Origin of the sequence: Euzebya pacifica, assembly GCF_003344865.1 — a bacterium.
Taxonomy (GTDB): Bacteria; Actinomycetota; Nitriliruptoria; order Euzebyales; family Euzebyaceae; genus Euzebya; species Euzebya pacifica.
Genome location: NZ_CP031166.1, coordinates 1 through 19078, shown reverse-complemented (window position 1 = coordinate 19078; position 19078 = coordinate 1). Strand labels below are relative to the sequence as shown.

The window sequence follows — 19078 nt, the reverse complement described above, 5'->3', positions numbered from 1 at the left end:
AACACCCATGAGGAAGACCACGTGGGGGCCCGTTGTGGCCCTTGTCGTTCTGGCCACGATGCTGCTCGGCGGGGTGGCATCCGCCCAGCTGCTCGAGGGTGATGCGGCTGCTGTCCGCCGTGCCACACCCACGCTGGACAACGTCACCTCTGCGGAGCAGCAGGCAGTTGTCCGCACACGGGTGGAGGCCCGTAGTGCCACGACGGCGTCGACCCTGACCGCCGGACGGTTCACCGCGCACAGCGACAGCAGGGCCCGGTCGACACAGACGCCGGAAGAAGTCGATGCGGCCTGCTCCACCAGTGATGACAACAACGGCCCGTCGGGCAACGTTGGCACCCTCGACCTCGGCGGCGGCGGGGCGGGCTACTGCAACGAGGGCAACGGCGTGTTCAGCCTCGGCGGCATCGGCCTCACCTACGACACCTGGGCGGACTCCTCCCTCGGGGCGTTCATGCACTTCATCGACGCCGACAACAACCCCAACACCGGCTGCAACGGGTTCGAGTTCAACACCAACGCCTTCCACGACCCGGGTGCAGGTCTGGTCGCCGGGTTGTTCGCCAACGCCTCGTGCACCAGTACCGACCTGATCGACATCGTCGAGGTGTTCCGTCCCTCGAGCAGTTCGGTCGCCACGATCTTCGATGCCGCCCTGATCGGGTCTCCCGAGACGACCTGGAGCGTGGTGCTGATCGACGGCACCGACCTTGCGTCCCCCGACATCGCCCCCCATCAGGAGGGCCTGTTGTACGTGACCGACCGCAAGGGCGTCGACCGGGATCCGCAGCCGGCCGGCGGCACTCCACCTGCACAGCCCGACCCCGAACCCACTGGCCAGCCGACACCGGTCCCGCCGATGACGTCCCGGCCGATCCAGCGGCTCGAAGGCCCCTCCCGGTTCGACACAGCCATTGCGATCAGCCGCTACCAGTTCCCCAACGGCGCCGCTGTCGTCTACCTGTCCCGCGCCGATGTGTTCGCCGACTCCATCGCAGCGGCGTCGCTGACCGGCGGCCCCGTCCTGCTCGTCCCCCAGTGCGGCCAGGTACCCGACCAGGTCCTCGACGAGGTGATTCGTCTCGACCCGGCCACCATCGTTCCCCTTGGCGGCCAGGCAGCGGTGTGTGACCAAGTCGCGCGTGACGTGGCAGCGGCCCGCCCGCCGGCCTGACCCTCCGGCACGACACCCTGAGGGCACCGCCTTCCAACCTGCCCCGCCCGGTGGCGACATTGGTGGCCCCACCCACGGGTTCCTGCCGGCCGTAGGCTGCCCGCAGGAACCGTGGGAGGGGGACGACGATGCACACCACCGGACGGGCCGTCCTCATCGATGTCGACCGGCCCGGTCCACCCCTGCGTCCCGTTGAACCGGCCTGGCCACCTGCGGGTCCGCTCGACATCGGCCTGCGCCACATTGCAGCGGCGGCCGCCGCCGCGGGCATCCGGGTCCTCGGCACCAGCCGCCACCACGACCCCCGCGACGTCTGGGCCGCCGCCCACGACCGGGCGGTCCACATCGACGACGTGTGGGACCCCTCCACCATCAACCCCGCCACAGCGAACCACACCGCTGACGTCGCACTGGTGGCCACCCGACCCGACGGGCCACTCGCCGCCCGCCTCCCCCAAGGCATCCGAGTGCTCGATCCTGCCGACGTCACCGCCGGAGACGACGCCGACGACCCAGACGGGCCGCTGGCCTGGGCCGTCCCCCGTGACGGCTGGCAACCGATCCGCCACGTCCACGACCCCGACGTGCTCCACCAGCTCCTCACCAGCGGATGGGTGCATCCGGGCAGCCGCCCCGCCGCCCAGGACCGCCTCGCAAGCCACGCCCTGCCCGACACCCAGCGGCGCTGGCCGTCTGGACGGGTCCTCGGCATGACGGGGGAACGTTGCCACCTCTGGCCATCCCGGCTGATGCGCATCGACGAGGTCCTCCACCGGCCGTGGACGGCAATGCGGCTCGCCACCCATCGTCTTCCCCGCCTGCTGGACCTCGACCCGCAACTGGTCGCCAACCGCGACAAGTGGGACGACCGGCCCCACCTCATCGGGCCGCTGCGAACCCTCGGCCCCTACACCCAGACGTGGCAAACCACCCTGTGGCGGCTCAAGAACTGGTGGACGGCTGACGGCTGGTACCGGTCAGGCCCTCACCCCCTCCCCCACCTGCTGCTCCTGCCGGCCGTCTGCATCGCCGCCGACATCACCCGGCAGGTCATCGACCCGTCAGTGGCCGTGGTGTCGATCGCCGCCCACCGCTGGTCAGCTGATCGGCCTGCCCAGACCTCCCAACGCCTCGGCCGGCTCGTCGGGCTGCTGACCGGCCGCACCCACCAGACCCGCGACGGCACCCATGGGATGCCCGACCGGTTCGTCCTCCTCGATGACCAGATCACCAGGGGTGACACCATCCGCAACGCCGCCATTGCAAGCCGCGGCCGCTGTGTCGGCATCTGGTCGATCACGGCCTCGCCCTCCCGCATCCACCGATGACCTCGGGGTCGCCCTCAGGTGGCCGCAGGCTCTATCGTGCAGCCTTCGAGAGGGACCATTCCCACGTAGGCCCCACCCACAGGGACCACCACGGGCGTAGGTCCCTCTCGCCAGCACCACCCTCCGCCACACCGCAAACGTCTCGAGCCACGCAGGGCGTGGCCCCGCCGGGCACGGGTGTCAGCGTCGGGCGTTGGGGTGGCCGACATGGGCCCAGACCTGCTGCTGCTGGGCCGTCCAGAAGTCCATGTCGACCTGGGAGCCATCACGCATCGGGTCGCGCCGGTCGTTGATCGTCCAGTACCCATGTCCGGGGACCCCAGTGGCCTTGTTCACGACCACGCTGTCCCAAGGGACGGACTGGGCCCGATGGATGTCGCCCATGAACAGGGCAAGCTGGCCAACACCCACCTCGGCGGGGCCGGGCAGCCCAACCCCGGCAAGCAGGTCGGCGTAGCCCACCGTCCCCTCGGGCCGGTCAGGCACATGTCGTGCCAGCCAGGCGATCGCGTCGTCGACGTGCTGCTGCTCGTACCACCCCATGATCGTGCAGCCTACCGGTAGAGGACTGGGACGCGACCCGACGGCCGGAAGGACCCGCGGGAGGCTGTCACCAGTTGGCTGTGCTCAGCGGATGGCCGGCGGTGAGCAGTGCCGCACGGACCTCCTCCAGACAGCTGGTGGGCCACCAGACCTGGTCCGGGCCCATGAGCCCACCGGTGACCTGCATGAGGGCCACGACGTCGTCGGGAAGATGATCTTCGATGCCGTCCTCGGTACCGGGGACGTAGGTCCATTCGGGCCCCTCGAGCCCCCCGTCAAGATCGTCATCATCGACATCGTCGAGGTCGTAGTCGAGGTCGTCATCGTTGTCGTCGTGGCGTCCGTGGAACTCGTCGTGCCTGACGATGGTGAACCGGTCGTTGTCGAGCGTCACGAGGACGAGGCGAAGTGGACTGTTCGGCATGCCGGGCATTATCGGCACGAGCGGGCCGATCGGCGATCATGCGCCGCATGAGCACAAACGCTGCGGCGGAGGATCCGTTGGACCGGTTGGCAGAGCTCGTCGCTGAGTACCGCGACGGCCGACGGCGGGCAGGCTGGTTGGCTGAGGTCGGACGGCTTCTCGACCGGTTGCCCGGCCCGTTCGCCCGGGCACGGGCCGACGCGATGGACCGGGTTGCCGGTGACGTGCGGGCTGGCCGACTGCCCCGCACGGCCGACCTTGACGCAATGCTGGATGGCCGCAGCGATGCCACAGCGCGTGCAGCAGACAGCGAGGTGTACCGGACGGTGGAGGACGACGACCCCGACGTGCCGGCCGCCCAGGAGACCGCACCAGCATCCCCGGTGCCGGTGGAGGTCGTGCGCTTCCACGACGAGTTCACCATCACCAGGCCGGGGGCGACCAGGCAGGCGCTCAACGGGATGGACTGGGAGGACGTGAACACGGTCGGGGAACTCCGGCGGCTGCTCGGCGAGGACCGTGCCGGGTTGTTCTGGACGTTCGTCGACGAGGACGTCATGGACCGGGCCGGCCTGGACGAGGACCTCCATGACACCGACCCTGCGGTGGTGCCCGATGCCACCCCGCTGGACTCGGGCCAGGTGTGGGACCAGGCGGTGGCGTCCAACCTCCTCGGCGAGGCACCCCACGAGACGCCCGCATGGGAGGTGCACCAGCTGCTGCCCCCATCCATCCGCGATCTGGCCACCCAATCGGACCCCTCCCCGGTCAACCCCAACGTGTTCGTCACCTACCCGCTGGAACTGCTCGACTCGGTCGTCGCTGACCTCCGGGCCGCCGGCCACGACGTCACCGACGTCGGCGTCTGGCCGATGTGACCCCCGGACGGAAGTCGGCCCCCTTCTCGTGCGTCGGAGCCGATCGACGAACGATTAGGGGGCCGGTGTCCCGAGACCGCAACCGGGCGGAGCTTGACGAACCGGGACGGCCGTCACCGTGCCAGCGGCCGGTGACGGCCACGGCACCGTTGTGTGACCGTCTCGTTGCATCACGGATCGGCTGATCCTCCGCTGGCCACCGGGCTCGCTCGTTTACACTTGGAGGTACGGCGCCGTACGGCGTCGGCATCACGACCGCGGACCTGTCCGCGGGGCAACCTGGACCAACCCCAAGGTGCCTTCCCTCCGTTGGAGGGGATGCGGCCCGAACTCGGGCAAGAGGTAGGAAGCGCCGACCCCGCTGGGGGCGGCATCCGGGGACCGCCCTGCGCGTCGGACCGCAGAGAGGCCCGTCCCCATGCACTCACCGTTTCCGTTCCCCGGCGACCTCCACACCCGTGTCCTCCGTTGGCTGCGCCATCATGTCGGTGTCGACGAGCTGACCCTGGCGGTGCTGGCCGCCAACCCCGACCGTCTCACCGGCTGGTTGCGTGCCCGAGCCGATGCCCCCATCGACCCGCCAGTCCATTCGGCGTCCAGCAGCTCGGGGGCGACGGTCAACTACCTCAACGGGCGTGGCAACCGGCTGCGACGCCTCATCCACCATCGGCAGGTCCATGTGGCGTGGCTGCACGGTGGCGCTGCCGACCTGCTCGACGCCCTCGACGATCCCGACTGGCCGCTGTCGGCAGCAGCGGTCTACTGGGCCACCGCTGACCCGTACCTGCCGGTGGCCGTGGACCAACCGGCTGGCCAGCCGCCCCACCTGGTGTGCAACGGCACGCCGGTCAGGATGCCCGAGCCGGGGGCCACGCTGAGGGAGCTTGCCGGCAGGGTGCCTGCCGGCCGGTGGGGCCCTCCGGTGCCTGCGGCCCCGACCTGGCAGCTCGGCCGCCAACCCGACCCCGCCCCGCCGATCCGGGACGCCGTGCCCGACCCGGCCCGCGTGGACGTCGACGTGGTGATGCCCCACCGGATGCGGGTCACCGGACCGACCGGCGAACCGGTGTTGCCGTGGGAGCGGATCGGCATCCTCCGGGGCTGGCCACCGGCCGGCACCCAGGGGGCTGACGGGATCCGCACAGCCGACCTGGCCCGCATCCTCACCGGAACCGGCGCAACCGTGCTGCCCGCCCACACCGCCGGCGACGGGGGCCCGACGGTCGGCTGGGCCATCCCCGATCCCGACATCGCCCTGCTCGTCTGCCTGGGCCGGACGTTCGACCAGCCAGCGGTGCTGCTGGTCGACCAGCAGCACCTCACGGTCATCCCCTGCAAGGGCGGCCCGTCTGCCACCGTTGCCCGCATCCCCACGGAGACACCGTCTCGGTCCGGGGTCGTTGCCGACGGTCGGGTGGGGCGGTGACGGGCGTGGACGACGTCATGGTGGAGGTGCCCGCTGCGGTCTTCTGGAAGGCCTACCACGCGGTGGCGGACTTCTGTGCCGGCGACCTGGAGGACGACATGGACCAGGTCCTTGATGTCGTTGCCCAGTTGCAGGCGGCCGGACGGGCCCTTGATCGCTGGGTGGGGCAGCGTGGCGAACCGGTCCCGCCGAGCCCGTGGCCCGATGGCGTCCGTACCCGCTGGTTGCCCTGACCGGTGGGGGTCAGTCCGGGTCGCCGTGGGCGACCCGGCCGAGGACCACCAGGGCGTGGGCAGCGCCGCAAAGGTCGGTGTAGCTGATCAGCTGGGTCGCGGGGTGTGGGACGCGAGGATGTTCTCGCGGTGGATGGCCAGTATGGGGAACAGGCCGGGTTGCAGCCGTCGGCACCAGTTGCGGGCGGGTGGCCAGCCGACCTCGAGCCGGCCGATGAGGTCGGAGAGCCGCGGGTCGGCGGTCAGCTCGAACCACGCATGGGCTCCGGTGTCGGCGGGCCCGATGGCACCTGCGGCGGCAAGCCGGTCGTTGCCGGGTTTGGCCAGCCAGGCGTTCTGGTCGAGGTGCTGTTCGGCGCCGATGGCGAACAGGCCGGTGAACACCGCTGCGCGGCCCTCGGGCAGGGTGGAGACCAGCCAGTCGGCCTTGCGGAGGCTGATGGCCTGCTGGTTGAGCTGGTAGCAGTGGAAGGCGGTGAAGGCGACGGGGTCCTCGACTGCCATCCATCGGATCTGCCGGGCGAGCTCGTCGGGCGATGGGGTGTGACGCATCACCCTGACCCGTGTCGGGTCGATGCCCTCCGCGGCAATGATGCGGTACAGGTCGAGCAGGCTGCTGCGGCCATCGGCGGGTTCGGCGGGTTCGGCGGCTGGGTCGGTCACGGGTTTCCCCTGCTTTGGTCGGATGGTGCCGGCTGGCACGCCCCAACCCCGACCTCACGGGGCGACGGCGTGCCCGCGGCGGACGGGACAACGGCAGGGGCAGCATGCCGCAGGACCGGTCACGGGTGCCGAGCGGCCGACAACTTCCCTTTCGGGGTGTGGTCAGGTCGTGTCGCGGATCCGTTCTGCTTCGCTGCGGGCAAGCCGGTCGGCGAGTTCGTTGCCGGGATCGCCGGTGTGGCCCTTCACCCAACGGATGGTGACGTCACCCAGGGCGAACCTGTCGACGACGGGTTCCCACAGGTCCCGGTGGGCAACGGGCTTCTTGGCGGAGGTCTTCCAGCCACGGGCGATCCAGCCCTCCCACCATCGTTGCGCCCAGCAGTTGGCGACGTAGGCGGAGTCGGTGACGACCTCCACCGGCCCGTCGATGCGGCGGAGCGCATCGGCGACGGCATGCAGCTCCATCCGCTGGTTGGTGGTGTCGGGCTGCCCACCGGAGCCCTGCTGGCCGTCATCGGTGATCCAGGCCCAGCCGCCCGGCCCGGTCCGTGCGGCCGGCGTCGGGTACAGGCACGACCCGTCGGTGTGGACCACGCGCATGTCAGGGGCACCCTTCGTTGCTGTGCTGGGGGCTGTGGTCAGCGTGGACCGATGCCGATGACCTGGGTGGTGACGATGTCGTTGCGGTGCAGCTGGATCGCGCCGGGGGCGGCGGACGGCCCGTAGGTGCGGCCGGCATCGCCGTAGGTGACCCGGTCGAGGTGGACCAGTCCGTCGTCGTCAGCCCATTCGATGGGGGGCAGGTCCTCGGGGGTGACCCGATCGAGGCTGTACAGGTACTGCTGGGCGCTGAGGAGTTCGCCTTCGACGATCTGGCCGTTGCGGAGTCCGAGGCGAAGCAGCACCCGCATCCCCGGGGTGGGCGCGGCCGCCCCTTCGTCGTGGCCGGTCGCGAGGGTCAGCAGGCTGTCGAGGAGGGTGTCGTCCATGCCGCCCAACCCTTGCATGTCGGAACTGAACCGCCACCGGCGCACGGGGGGCTCGCCCTCGGCTGTCCTGGGGGCCGCCGCCTCCCCGTGGTGCCCCTCTGCGCTGGCTGCGGCGGCGCGCGGACCTGCGTCCGTGTTGGGACAGGGGTCAGTCGGCCGAGGACCTCGTCGATGGCGGGAAGCGAGCACGAGCAGCCGTCCGCGACGGATGACACCCCCGCGGAGCAGCGCATCGACGGTTGACCGCAGTCGGCGGCGGAGGTTGTGCTGGTACCCGTGGACGACGTTGCCCGTCGTGCGGCAACCGGAGCAGGAACCACCGGCCCTGATGTCGAATGAAAACCGGAGCAAGGCAATCGAGCCAGGGGTGGGTGGAAGCGAGTGGCAGCAGCAGCGTCGTGGACGGCAACGTCCCAACGACACCAACGACGTGCCCGTCCACGACCGCCCCGCTCCCCCGACTGCCTGCGGCCGATGGCCCCGACTGGCGATCCGGGCGGCGCTGCCGACCGGCCGCGTCCGTGGAGCATCGACCCGTCCTAAACCCCAACGTGTGCATCGCTGCGCAGTTGCAGGGTCGCCCCTCCCCCCGCCGGTCGGCCGCTGTGCAGCGCACACCCAACCCTTGGAGCGTGTGTGTCCAGAGTCCTGTCCGCAGCCCTGGTGCTGCTGGTGATGATCGTGTTCGTCCCGCCGGCGTCCGCCACGGGAACGCAGTCCGACGAGGTGCCCGATTCGCGGCGTACCGAGAGTTCGCGTGCCCCCTGGTTCGACGCCGATCCCGAGACCGTCCAGCGGATCGACGCCGGCGACCCGATCGGCACTGCCGTTGAGGTGTCGCGGGTCCGGTTCGCCGACGAGACCGCCGAGCTCGTCGTCATCTCCCGCGATGACGTGTTCGCCGACAGCCTCGCCGGCACCGTGTTCGCCACGCGCGGCCCGATCCTGCTGACCGGGTCGGAGGCGCTGGATGGTCGGGTGGCGGCAGAGGTCGACCGGGTCCTGCCGGCCGGCGGGATCGTGTACCTGTTGGGTGGCACGTCGGCGCTGTCGCCACAGGTCGAGTTGGCCCTCGAGGGCTATGACGTTCGTCGCCTGTCGGGTGCGTCCCGTGTGGAGACGTCGGTTGCGGTGGCGCGGGAGTTCAACGCCCACTGGGATCCGCCGGGTGGCCGTGTCGTCCTGGCACGGTCTGATGACTGGGCCGACTCGATCACGGCGTCGGTGTGGGCGGCCGGTCGTGCCCCGATCCTGCTGACCCCGACGTCCCGGCCGCACCCTGCGGTGGAGGACTACCTCAGGGAGGACTGGTCCCACTGGTTCGTCGTGGCCGGTGGTGAGAACGCCGTCAACGAGTCCGTCGTGGACCGGTACATGGTGGCGTCCACCTACGACAACATCCGGGTCGACCGAGTTGCAGGCAACACCAGGACGGCAACCGCTGCAGTGTTCGACACCTGGTACAACGGCGAGTACGACAACGACATCGGTGGGGCGTCCCACCACGTGGTGATCAACGGGTTCGCATCCGACGGATGGGTGTACGGGCTACCGGCCGCGGCGTTGACGACCGGGGCGCTGCGAGGCCGCAACACCTCCCTGATGCTGGTCGACACCAACCGGATCGACGCACCCGTCGCCGCCCGCGTGTCACCGTGCTACGACCTGAACCGACACATCCTCGTCGTCGGCCCCACCGACCGGGTGTCGTCCAGGGTCGCTGATGCGATGAAGGCCGACTGCGTCGGCGACGTCATCGCGCCCGTGGCCGGTGACGGCTGGTTGTGCGAACGCCTCGGCAACGTGCCGCAGGAGTACTGGAATGATCCGATAATCACTCAGACGTGGGAACATCCCATCGACTGGTTTGACACGACCAGTATCACTGGCGCGTGCTACGTACCACGTACCACCTTGGTGCTCGGCGGTGCAGACGTTGTGGATTGGGGTACCAGCTGGACTTCTCTCTCCAGGTCGACGGCAGAGCAGGTACACCCTGTGGATCTGCTGGTAGACGGAATACCTGTCCATGGGTGGGCCTATGATCTCCCATCCGATACCCACGGGAATACGTGGGGGGCAGCAGCCTTGTTTGCAGAGGGACCCGACGGGCGAGTTGCCTACATAGAACTCGCCGGAGAGCGACATCAGGAGACGGGTGAGTGGCTCCGGCTGGACGATGAGGTCCTGCTGGACTTCATGGTCGACTTCGTCCGGATGCGCTGACCCGGACGTTGCGGGCCCGCCAACGCAGCTGGTGGGCCCGCCCGGCCCGACCGACACGAGGGAGTCAGCGAACCCCGTGGTGCATGGGGCTGGGTGCGGGTCTCGGTTGGCACGGGAACCAGAAGGTGGACTGCTCTTCGCGGATGGTTGTTCGGGCAGCGCCTGATGCTGCCGATGGCAGTCCGCAGCCCGTCGCGTCGGTTCAGCAGGTCAGCCACGCCCATCTCGGTTCCTACGTCGTTGGCGGGTGCCTGCGCGCTCCGTCCGACCGCGTGGCGACCCACATGGGGTGACGGCGTCAACCATCCACGTCACCACGGCTGTCGCCTGACCATGTCAGCGCCGGTTGTCGCCTGACCATGTCAGCGCTGGTTGTCGCCTGCCCGTGTCAGCGATGGTTGTCGCCGGACGCTGGCGCGGGGGTCACATGTCAGCCCCCTCGGCCAGTGGTGGGCCCGGGCGTCATGCAGTCCCCGGTGCCGACCGTCCGTTCAGGCGACACGCCGCCAGAAAGGGCCACGCCAACCCGGCGACGGTCAAGTCACCCGACGCCCGTGGCACTCATCCTGCGGAGGGGACGGGACGTCATCCCCGTCCCGAATCAGTTGCTGGCTGCCGCTCGAGAAGCTTCGATCCCCCGCCCCTACCGGTCGCAGCGAGCCAAGCGAATCGCCTGGCCCAACCACCGCCGACGACGCCAAGTCCCCGTGGTTACTTGGTGAACTCGGGGCGGGGTCCGCCCTGGCCCCGGTCGGCCTGCGCCATGGACCGGGCGAGCCAGTCGGGAAGGTCGGTCACGGGCAGGCTGTGGACGGGGGTGAGGGTGAGCACGCCGCGGTCGTCCTCGGACACGACGTAGCGGGTCCGCTCGGTCTTGCCGAACCTGCCGAGCGACACACGGCCGCGTCCGTCCACCTCGACCTCTCCCAGCATCGTCGTCATCGGCCTCACGGTTCCTTCGCGTTGGCTCGTTGGCGCCCGCGGCCTACCGGGGCGCATCCCCAACGTTACCCCGGTGGCGCGCTGGCCCCGTCCCGACCGCGCGTGTCGTCGTTGCGTTCGGGACGGGAGGGGTCTCAGCGTCGGGTGGGTGACCCGGCGGCCGCAACGTGCTCGGAGAGCACGGGGAGCCCGTGGAGTCGGGAGCCCAGCGAGGAGGTGGTGACAAGGACCCGGCCAGCCAACGCCTCGGCGAGGCCGACGGTGCGGTGACCCCGCAGTGCGGTGAGGTCGACCACGACCACGGCATGGTCGGGGTTCCGGCCGGCGTCGGCTGGGGCGACGGTCCGTCCGGGCCCGAACACCTCCGGCCACTCCCCCACCGTTGCCCGCGCCGGTGAGGTGACCAGCCACACCTGGTCGATGCCCAGGTCGGCCGCGAGGTCGACGGCGGCCCGGTGGGCCCGTCGGGCCCGCCACATCCCGGTGCCGCAGCGCAGGTCGAGCATCGCCAGGCCGGCCAGCCGGTCAGCGGCCACCCCGTCACGGAACACGGCGTCGGTGTGGTCGTCCATGCCGCCAGTGTCGCACCGCCCCCAGACACCGGGCCGCGCCGTAGTGCGCCGGCAACGAACAGTCGTCCTGCCCGAAGGGGTCGCGGGTCTGCTTCGGCTGGTGGCGGGCAGGGATGTCAGCCCAGGGCTGCGCAGTCGACGGCGTGGGGGCCGTCGGCTGTCGCTGGTGACATCCGCTCGCCGGCGGCGGTGTAGACGATCCGCCCAGCGCCGTGCGGGACGGCGCAGGCCGGCGGACGTCCCTGGACGCTCACCAGCAACGCGGCCCGGTCGCCCGCCGGCGCAGTCCAGGCCCGAAACGCCTGCCCTGCCACGCCATCGGCGGCCCAGACCTCCTGCGCGGCGGCACGCAGCGCACCGGCCTCCCCACGGGTCCCGACGACGTCACCGCTGCTGACCACCGCCAAGGCGACGGCCTCCCTTGCCCATGCGGCGTCGGCCCTGCGCTGGTGCTCCCGCGCTTCGCCCAGCAGTCCGACGCCAGCAAGCACGGCGACGCCAAGGATGAGCACGAGGGCGACGAGATGTCGTACGGGTGGGTCTCCCACGCGGTTGATGGTCTCAGCGGTCTGGACGGTGGAGATGCCGGAAGTGAAGCATCAGCCACCGACACCATGCCCTGCCCGCCCTTGCGCGTCAGCGGCGCAGCCGGATGGCGACCGACCCGCGTTGCCGGGAGGCCCATTCGATGTCGGGGTGGCGGGCAAGGAGCCCAAGGACGAACGCGGACCGCTTCACGTTCAACCCGCCGTCGCCGCTGTTGCCCTGTACGACCTTGGAGCTCACGATCCCGTGGGCGAGGAGGTGGTCGTGGACGACTTCGACCATCCATGGGTCCACCCGTTGCGCCCCGCTGCCCTTGGCTGCCGACGCCCCGGTGGTGACGGAGAACCCGGTCCGGTCGAACGCCACGACGGTGTTGGCCGCACCAGTGGCGGTCTCCACCACGGGGTCGGCCTCGAGCGTCGCCGCCAGCGGACCCCACAGCCCGGCCCGGACCACGTCGACGGTCCGCAGCTCCGGGATGGTGTCCTCGGGCCGGCGGTCAGCGGCTGCCCAACGGTCTTCGAACGCCATGGCGAGTCGGCCGAGGGTGTCCTGGACGTCGGGGCCGTCCAGGAGGGTGTGGGCCTCGTCGTTGACCGCCAGCCCTCCGGTGCAGTTGCCTGACCCCACCAGGGCCGTCCAGCCCCCACCGGGCCGGTGGACCAGCCACGACTTGGCGTGGAACGCCCCGCGTGGCGGGGTGTGGCCGCGCACCTCGAACCGTCGGCTGCGTGCGGCGGCGATCCCGTCGGCGGTGGTGACCCGGTCGGTGGCCACCAGCAACCTGCCGTCGGCCACACCGGCGAGTCGGTCCCGGAGCAGCCCAACTCCTGCCGGGCGCAGGTAGGCCACCGCCAGGAGCGCCCGGTCCGCCCCATCGAGCAGGTCGCGGACCGCCGCGAGCGGCGGGCCCGTCAGGACCGTCGCCGGCATCCCGTCAACCCCTGCTGTTCCCGTGTCGACATCATCGGGGGCATCGTTGCACACGATGCGGCACCCGTCGGACGGCTCGTGGCAGCCGTACGACAGCGGATCGTCCCCCGGATCGGCCGCGGGGCCTTGTCGGACTCCGGAACTGGCGGACAGGTCCTTCGGCAGCGACACACGTGCCCCCGGCGGAGCAGCCCGCAGGTTCGCGGAACCCACCCGTGGTCAGCGGCGTCGAACAGGACGTTGCGACGTGCTGCTTTCCTTCTGCTCCTGCTGGCCGCCAGCGCACTGGCTGCCTGCACCGCCGCTGACACGCCGGGTGACCGGGGCACAGGGCCCACGTCGAATGGGGATGCCATAGCCGATGCCACGAGGTGCACAGGACGGGAGGAACACTTCCTCACCCCAGAGGAGGGCGGGGGAGAGACCGACCCCGTCACGGCCCTCCTGGAAGCCGCGAAGGTCTCCGAGCACACCCCCGACCTCGACCCGCGAAGCGTCCACGAGGACGGCACGACGCTCAGCGGGACGACACGAGATGGAACCGCCACCGTCACTGCGGAGTTCCTGCGGCAGGGCGGCCGGTACATCATCCACGAACTCAGCGTCTGCATTCACTAGTGGGTTGTCCACACCGGTCCACTCTTCGTGTCACTGCCAGCAAACCGCCGGCCTGGTGGAGGTCAGGGGACCGACCGGGTGTGTGTCCACGGGGTCCGCGAGTGGATTGACGGGCCTTTGCGTGTGAACAGCGGCCGTCAGGTGGTTGGTGGGGCGACGGGTCTGGTCAGGTGACCGGGCCTTCGCGGCGGATCGCAACTGCTGCTTGGTCCCTGTGGAGGGCCGATCGCCACACCTGGAGCTGGCCGAGGAGGGAGTCGCGGGTGTCCTCGTTGGTTCGGTCGGTGGCGAGGTACGCCACGAGCCGGTCGTGGACGGGTTGTGCCTCGGCGTCGGGCCGATGGGCTGCGGTGGCCCCGTGGAGGATGCTGGCCACGAGGTCGTTGGCGTCACCACCGTGGCGCAGTGCCGCCTCGATCCCGAGGAGGGTGTCGATGAGCAGTCCAAGGGCCACGTGGTGCGCCTCGTTGCGTTCCCTGGTCCGGTCGGCGCGGGCGGCTCCCTGTGCCCGGCGGAACGCCAGCCAGCCGCCTGCCCAGCCGGCGACGAACGCGACGAGGGCACCGGCGAGTAGCTCGACCCACCATGCGGGGCCGTCGCCGGCAGCGGTTGGGGTGCCCGTTGGGGTGGGGGTCTGGGCGAGGAGGTGCAGGAGTGTGGTCATGGGCCACCCCGGTCGTGCACGGTCAGGTGGTCGTAGTCGTGGGCGAGGAAGACCACGAGGAGGCTTCCGGCCACCGGTGGGGGTGGTGTGAGGTCGTGGGGGACGACTGCGCCGGCGAACCGGTGGCGAAAGGAGGAGATCCAGGCGGGCCGGTCGGTTGCGGTTGACCAACCGGCGGCCGGGTCGACCAGGTTGGCGAACGGCTCGGTGGGCAGCTCGACTTCCCACAGCCGCTCACGACGTCGGGATGGGAAGCTCCCGAGGGCCCTTTGGAGGCTGTTGGCGTGGGCGTGGCGGGCGAGCTGGGGGTCGGACCACGCGTAGGTGGCGGGGCCGCTGGCGGGGTCGTGGTAGCGCTGACGGGCGGGGTCGGTGACCCTGCCAAGCCCCGGTCCGGTGAGTCCCTCCATGTGCAGCGCTGGGGCCACCAGCCAGCCCTGCGCCATCTGGATCGGTTCGACCATGCCTGTCTCACCCCCCGTCGTTGTTCGGTGGTCAGGCGGCTTGGCCCGACAGTGGGGTCGGGCCGGGCCCACCGGTGGCGACGGCAGCGAGGAGCGCGACGAGCCGTTCGGTGCGGTCGGGGTCGGTCAGCGCTTCACGGGGTGTGGTGCCGTCCAGGTCGGCCAGTGGCGTGTCGAGCCATGCGTCGACGTCTTCTGGTTCGAGGAGTTCGTCGACGAACCGGGCGATCCGGTCGATGCGGGACAGACGGCCGAGGACGGTCTGGTCGTTGGGGCGCTTGCCGGAGTCGAGCTTGGCAACGACGTTGCGGGAGGTGCCGATCATCGATCCGATGGTGTCGTTGCTGGTTGCACCCAGGACACGGCGGATCCGGTCGGTGGGGCTTTCGGTGTCGGTCAGTGCCCGCTGGATCAGCAGGATCACCTGCTGGGTGGGCAGCACGACATCGGTGGTGCGGTCGAGCACGGCGGTCGATGGTGGTTCGACGATGTCGAGCCAGTGGCGGTCGTTGGTGTGCTCCGCAAGGCTGCGGGTGAGCCCGCCGATGATGGCGTCCACCGGTGCGGAGGGGGTGGCGATCGGCGCGAGTGCCGTGGCGGCGATGACGTTGCCGAGCGCGGGCTTCGGCAGGTCATCGACGTGGGCGACGCGGACAACGGTTCGGGTTATCTCCGTCACCGTGTCGACGTAGGGCAGCGCCGACGTGGTCATTTCGCCCGTGGCGAGACGGGTCCACTGGAGTCGTGCAGCGTCCAGGAGGTGGCCGTACTGGCCTCGCAGCAGCTGCATTGCCGATCCCGGGTCGTTCATGCCCCAACCCTACCTCAACGTGCACGACCTGCGCACGCCATCATGCGGAAACCATGCATCTCGACCCATTGGGTGACCCAGGGCATCGCCGGGGGTGCCGCAGTGGTCGCGGACTTCGACGACGCGGGCCTGCTGCGGGCCACCCTCGATGACGGCTGCGATCGGCGTTCGGTGTGGCGGACCGATACCTGCGCCTCGGTCGGGCCCGTCGGTGCGGAACTGGTTGGTGACACCGTGTTCGTCATGACCGAGGGAGGCATCCCGTGGTCGTTGCTGGAGGTGCGGGCTGCCGTCGCTGGCTGCTGGCCGGACTGCAGCGCCGGACGGTCCCGGCTGCCTGACGGTGCCCGTCATCGCTGACGGTGCTCGTGGCACCTGGGTCGCTTCTGCGGCTGCTGCCCCCCGAACGGGACCGGCGTTCACCGGCCATCCCCTGGTCGTTGGTTGCGCTGGGGGTTGTGCTCGGGCCCCGTGGTTGGGTCGACGACTGCCTCGTGTCGGGGCCGGGTGGGGTGACATGTCACCCCACCCCGGGCGGGTTCGGTGCGGGTCAGCCGTCTGCGGGGTGGGTCTGGTGTTCTGCGGGCAGGTCCCATCGGGTTGGGACAGGGTTGCCATCGATGAGCACGCGCCAGGAGTCGGCAGGGTCCACCGCCCATGACGGCTTCCCGGTCAGTGGACCGGGGTAGCCGCTGCTGAACGGCAGCGGCCCGACGGCTGGCCGCTCGTGCCCGTTGGACGACACAAGGACCGTCCATCCGTCGACGTCGTCAGTGACGGCAACCGCATGGGTGATGCCGTCGTGGTCCGACGCGGTCTGCACGATCACGTGGGCTTCCTCGACCTTGCGGCCCGCGGCACGGAACGCTGTCCGCATCCGCTTGACGACACGGTCGGGGACACCCCATGCCCGTGCGTGGCGCACCAGCGCTCCCGGGGTGTCCTGCGGCGGTTGGTTGGTCGCCAGGTAGGCATCCCAGCCACCTCCGGTGTAGGGCGGTATGACCGGCCCGTCAGCCCAGGGGAACCGCAGCAGGGCGGCCCCGAGCAGTTCCTCGTCGTGGCGGTGTGCCAGCACGACGAGTTCCAGCGGGCTCGGTGCCGTTCGTGGCGGGGTGCCAACGAGCAGGTCCTTGATGTTGTGGCGCAGCGTCGCGGGCGCAGCCCGGAACGCCGGAAGCAGCATGAAGGCACGCAACTCCGCCTTCTGATCGCGTCCCCAGCCCAGCGTGGCTGCCAGGTCGCTGACGGTCTGGACGGTCTCGTGGTCGGAGTCGCGGATGTCCCAGCGGCCCGTCTTGATCCAGTCATCGGCATGCATCGCGGCGGACTCCTCGAGCAGCCGGGCATCGTCCGTCTGGTCGTCCGGTTCGACAGTGCCGTAGGTCCGCCTGAGGACTTCCCCGTCATCGTCGTACTCGACGATCTCCACCGTCCCGTCGGGCAGCACGATCGTTTGTTGCCGCCCCGACGTCGGGTCGGGCAGGGCCGCGCCTTCCTGGCGGACGGTCCCGTCGGGACGGGCCCACAGCACGGTGATGCCCGCCGTCGTGATCGCGGCCAGGAGCGTCCCCACGTGCCGGCGGTGCTGGTCGTCATCGGGCAGTGCGATCGCGGCCAGGTGCTCCCCGGCGGAGGCGACCCTGAGTGCGGTGGCCACCGCCATGGCCACATGGTCAGCGACCTGCCCGCCCGTGAACGGCAGCCCGAATCGTGCCGTGTGTTCCTGGCTGCTCCCGGCGCCCTTGGCCTCCACCGCCACGCTGAGGCGGCCGGCGCGAAGGAGGAGGTCCACCCCATGGGCGGTGGTCGCTGCGCGTGCCTTCTCCGCCCAGCCCAGGCCGGTCAGGTGGACCGCGACGGCGTCCACCACATCGGCTTCGTAGGCAATCGACCCGTCTGGGCTGGGCATGCAGGTTCTCCTTCTGTAGGCGTCTGACCTCCAATCCTGCCGCACGTGCCCGTCAGACCTGACAGGACCTACATGGGACCCCGGTCATGAGCTGGCGGCGGACATCCGCGGGAGAAGTCGGGGCCGGCCTCGCTCCGGTTGCCCACGGGGCGGCGTCGAGGGCATCCCCTGTCGCCGGCCAAGTGCCGTCGCCCCCTCGCAACCATGTTCCCCTTGGCGTCCCGCCACACCCACTCCCCCCGTTTCCGGCTCGGTGGATCCTCCGCAAGGGCCCGGACACGGGGCGCGCCATCTTTCCGCGTCACGCCGAGCGGGCCCTCCGGTGCAGCGGGCTGTGCACGAGGACGACCTTGGGACGTACTTGCCTCGGCCCCGCCAACGACCACACGGTTGAGGACTGTCCCAACAGCACAACCCGAGGACCCCAACTCCGATGACCAACCCGACCATCTCTCCCCTCGACCGGATCAACGCCGCCATGGACGACCTGATCGTCGCCCTCGACCAGGTCTGCGATGCCGCCGGCGCCGGCGACCACGCGGCCGCGGTGGCGATCGCTGCGGAGCGCGCCGCCCTCCACAACCTCATCTGTGCCGCCGCCGCCCACGAGCTCGACTGCGACTGGGCCGAACTCGACGACCCCTGCACCGGTTCACTCCACACCGAGGACCCCACCACGCTCATCCGCCTCCACGGCCTCCTGGAGACCAGCGACGGCCATCCCGCTGCCGCCCAGATCCTCCGGCTTGCTGCCCATTCCCTCCTCGAGGTCCTCCCCCACCCGTAGGCCATGGCGCTCATGGTCAACGGCAGCCCAGACGACGCCTCCCGTGAAACCCATGCCGGTAGACGTCCCACACAGGCCGTGCCGACATCCCGAACCGGCGCGCCGTCGGGCCGGGACGACGCCACCGAGAGGACGCCACCGAGAGGACGCCACTGCCCCACTGGGGCAGCGAGCACCGCGAAGAGGTCCAGCCGGCCGTCAGGGGTGACGGTGTCAATCGACATCGGCACCCAAGGTTGGTGGCACCTGTCGTCACCCGATGAACGCACCTGCCGTCGTGCCCCCTCCTCGTCAGCCTTCACTCTCGGATGTCGAGATGGGTGTAGGTGGTCACGTCGTCTTCGGTTGTGCGACCTGCGGCGATGCGGTCCGCGGACTGATCCGGTCGGCCGGTGGGCGGCGGCGGGGCCGTGTCGGGGGTCGAGCCCGGCGCGGCGGGCGGTGGGGTCGGTGCCGTGCCAGCGGGCGAAGTCGAGGTCCCGTAGCCGTTGAGTTCGACTCCCTCCGTCGGCGGGGCTGCGGTTGCTGTGGACGTCGAAGCCGTCGACCGTTTCGACAGCCCGCTTGGCGGCCGGTGTGCGGGTCAGAGGCGTCGGAGCAGTTCGGTCTTCTTTGCGGTGAACTCGTCGTCGGTGAGGATCCCCTGGTCGCGGAGCGCACCGAGTCGCTCGAGGGCCCCGAACACCGACTCCTCGGTGGCGGCGACCAGAGGCGCGCCGGGTTCGAGCTCTGCCGGGGAACCGCTGGCGTCCAGGCGCAGCGGTCCGGGAGGCGGTCCGGGAGGCGGTCCGGGAGGCGGTCCGGAGGGTGGTTGTTGGGGGACGTTGACGACGTTGACCTGGTGGGCGGACGCGCCGGCGGTGGCGACGTCGAGGTTGCGGCCGTGCGCGACGCCGGTCGCTGCGGCCCGGACGGCGTTGGCCTGGCCGGCGATGAGGTCGC

The 19078-nt window shown here is 70.6% G+C and carries 23 protein-coding genes; 9 read left to right on the top strand and 14 right to left on the bottom strand.

Annotated features, from left to right (window positions below; translation table 11 throughout):
• The first annotated feature begins 7 nt into the window (after positions 1–7).
• Both DVS28_RS25190 and DVS28_RS25185 read left to right on the top strand, forming a co-directional pair.
• Positions 8–1174, top strand: coding sequence for a cell wall-binding repeat-containing protein (locus DVS28_RS25190; RefSeq protein WP_114594416.1), 1167 nt, complete (start codon positions 8–10; stop codon positions 1172–1174).
• Positions 1175–1302: 128 nt separating this feature from the next.
• Positions 1303–2502 carry a hypothetical protein gene (locus tag DVS28_RS25185; protein WP_114594415.1) on the top strand — a complete coding sequence of 400 codons (1200 nt, stop codon included), beginning with the start codon at positions 1303–1305 and terminating at the stop codon, positions 2500–2502.
• A gap of 180 nt (positions 2503–2682) precedes the next feature.
• Here the strand turns inward: DVS28_RS25185 and DVS28_RS25180 are convergent, their stop codons facing one another.
• Positions 2683–3045 (bottom strand): hypothetical protein, encoded by a 363-nt coding sequence (locus tag DVS28_RS25180; protein WP_114594414.1) that lies wholly within the window; start codon positions 3043–3045, stop codon positions 2683–2685.
• Positions 3046–3112: 67 nt separating this feature from the next.
• On the bottom strand, positions 3113–3469 hold the full coding sequence (locus DVS28_RS25175; protein ID WP_164711051.1) for a hypothetical protein: 357 nt from the start codon (positions 3467–3469) through the stop codon (positions 3113–3115).
• A gap of 47 nt (positions 3470–3516) precedes the next feature.
• On the opposite strand from DVS28_RS25175, the gene DVS28_RS25170 reads away from it, so the two are divergent.
• The 3 genes from DVS28_RS25170 (at position 3517) to DVS28_RS25160 (ending at position 6006) form a co-directional block, all read left to right on the top strand.
• A complete protein-coding gene (locus DVS28_RS25170) occupies positions 3517–4347 on the top strand; it encodes a hypothetical protein (RefSeq protein WP_114594412.1) in 831 nt (276 codons plus the stop codon).
• 418 nt (positions 4348–4765) lie between these two features.
• Positions 4766–5773 carry a hypothetical protein gene (locus DVS28_RS25165; RefSeq protein ID WP_114594411.1) on the top strand — a complete coding sequence of 336 codons (1008 nt, stop codon included), beginning with the start codon at positions 4766–4768 and terminating at the stop codon, positions 5771–5773.
• Positions 5770–6006 (top strand): hypothetical protein, encoded by a 237-nt coding sequence (locus DVS28_RS25160; RefSeq protein WP_114594410.1) that lies wholly within the window; start codon positions 5770–5772, stop codon positions 6004–6006. Before DVS28_RS25165 ends, DVS28_RS25160 begins: the two co-directional genes overlap by 4 nt.
• 87 nt (positions 6007–6093) lie before the next feature.
• Here the strand turns inward: DVS28_RS25160 and DVS28_RS25155 are convergent, their stop codons facing one another.
• The 3 genes from DVS28_RS25155 to DVS28_RS25145 form a co-directional block, all read right to left on the bottom strand.
• The gene (locus tag DVS28_RS25155; protein ID WP_114594409.1) at positions 6094–6669 is read right to left on the bottom strand and encodes a hypothetical protein; all 576 of its coding nucleotides are present in this window, start codon (positions 6667–6669) and stop codon (positions 6094–6096) included.
• Between the two features lie 162 nt (positions 6670–6831).
• Positions 6832–7272: a ribonuclease H family protein gene (locus DVS28_RS25150; protein ID WP_114594408.1), complete on the bottom strand. Its 441-nt coding sequence runs from the start codon at positions 7270–7272 to the stop codon at positions 6832–6834.
• Between the two features lie 38 nt (positions 7273–7310).
• Positions 7311–7661 carry a hypothetical protein gene (locus tag DVS28_RS25145; protein WP_114594407.1) on the bottom strand — a complete coding sequence of 117 codons (351 nt, stop codon included), beginning with the start codon at positions 7659–7661 and terminating at the stop codon, positions 7311–7313.
• Positions 7662–8297: 636 nt separating this feature from the next.
• Here DVS28_RS25145 and DVS28_RS25140 point away from each other — a divergent pair.
• Complete coding sequence (locus DVS28_RS25140; protein ID WP_164711049.1) at positions 8298–9887, top strand: cell wall-binding repeat-containing protein; 1590 nt, start codon at positions 8298–8300, stop codon at positions 9885–9887.
• Between the two features lie 711 nt (positions 9888–10598).
• On the opposite strand, the gene DVS28_RS25135 is transcribed toward DVS28_RS25140, so the two are convergent.
• The 4 genes from DVS28_RS25135 to DVS28_RS25120 form a co-directional block, all read right to left on the bottom strand.
• Positions 10599–10829 carry a hypothetical protein gene (locus DVS28_RS25135; protein WP_114594405.1) on the bottom strand — a complete coding sequence of 77 codons (231 nt, stop codon included), beginning with the start codon at positions 10827–10829 and terminating at the stop codon, positions 10599–10601.
• A gap of 134 nt (positions 10830–10963) precedes the next feature.
• A complete protein-coding gene (locus tag DVS28_RS25130) occupies positions 10964–11401 on the bottom strand; it encodes a hypothetical protein (protein ID WP_114594404.1) in 438 nt (145 codons plus the stop codon).
• Positions 11402–11517: 116 nt separating this feature from the next.
• On the bottom strand, positions 11518–11949 hold the full coding sequence (locus DVS28_RS25125; protein ID WP_164711048.1) for a hypothetical protein: 432 nt from the start codon (positions 11947–11949) through the stop codon (positions 11518–11520).
• 88 nt (positions 11950–12037) lie between these two features.
• Complete coding sequence (locus DVS28_RS25120) at positions 12038–12880, bottom strand: phospholipase D-like domain-containing protein (protein WP_164711047.1); 843 nt, start codon at positions 12878–12880, stop codon at positions 12038–12040.
• Positions 12881–13120: 240 nt separating this feature from the next.
• Here DVS28_RS25120 and DVS28_RS25115 point away from each other — a divergent pair, with 240 nt between their 5' ends.
• A complete protein-coding gene (locus DVS28_RS25115) occupies positions 13121–13498 on the top strand; it encodes a hypothetical protein (RefSeq protein ID WP_114594401.1) in 378 nt (125 codons plus the stop codon).
• Positions 13499–13664: 166 nt separating this feature from the next.
• On the opposite strand, the gene DVS28_RS25110 is transcribed toward DVS28_RS25115, so the two are convergent.
• From DVS28_RS25110 to DVS28_RS25100, 3 genes are read right to left on the bottom strand one after another with little or no spacing between them, the layout of a single operon-like run.
• Positions 13665–14162 carry a hypothetical protein gene (locus DVS28_RS25110; RefSeq protein ID WP_114594400.1) on the bottom strand — a complete coding sequence of 166 codons (498 nt, stop codon included), beginning with the start codon at positions 14160–14162 and terminating at the stop codon, positions 13665–13667.
• On the bottom strand, positions 14159–14626 hold the full coding sequence (locus DVS28_RS25105; RefSeq protein ID WP_114594399.1) for a hypothetical protein: 468 nt from the start codon (positions 14624–14626) through the stop codon (positions 14159–14161). The genes DVS28_RS25110 and DVS28_RS25105 overlap by 4 nt, the downstream gene beginning before the upstream one ends.
• Positions 14627–14657: 31 nt before the next feature.
• The gene (locus DVS28_RS25100; RefSeq protein WP_164711046.1) at positions 14658–15437 is read right to left on the bottom strand and encodes a hypothetical protein; all 780 of its coding nucleotides are present in this window, start codon (positions 15435–15437) and stop codon (positions 14658–14660) included.
• A 42-nt stretch (positions 15438–15479) separates the two neighbouring features.
• Between DVS28_RS25100 and DVS28_RS25095 the strand changes: the two genes are divergently transcribed.
• Positions 15480–15797, top strand: coding sequence for a hypothetical protein (locus tag DVS28_RS25095; protein WP_216826636.1), 318 nt, complete (start codon positions 15480–15482; stop codon positions 15795–15797).
• A 190-nt stretch (positions 15798–15987) separates the two neighbouring features.
• On the opposite strand, the gene DVS28_RS25090 is transcribed toward DVS28_RS25095, so the two are convergent.
• On the bottom strand, positions 15988–17349 hold the full coding sequence (locus tag DVS28_RS25090; RefSeq protein WP_164711045.1) for a hypothetical protein: 1362 nt from the start codon (positions 17347–17349) through the stop codon (positions 15988–15990).
• A gap of 433 nt (positions 17350–17782) precedes the next feature.
• Between DVS28_RS25090 and DVS28_RS25085 the strand changes: the two genes are divergently transcribed.
• Entirely contained in the window at positions 17783–18136 is a 354-nt protein-coding gene (locus DVS28_RS25085; RefSeq protein WP_114594395.1) for a hypothetical protein, read from the top strand.
• 583 nt (positions 18137–18719) lie between these two features.
• Here the strand turns inward: DVS28_RS25085 and DVS28_RS29795 are convergent.
• Complete coding sequence (locus DVS28_RS29795) at positions 18720–18821, bottom strand: SHOCT domain-containing protein (protein WP_245973666.1); 102 nt, start codon at positions 18819–18821, stop codon at positions 18720–18722.
• Positions 18822–19078 lie beyond the last annotated feature (257 nt).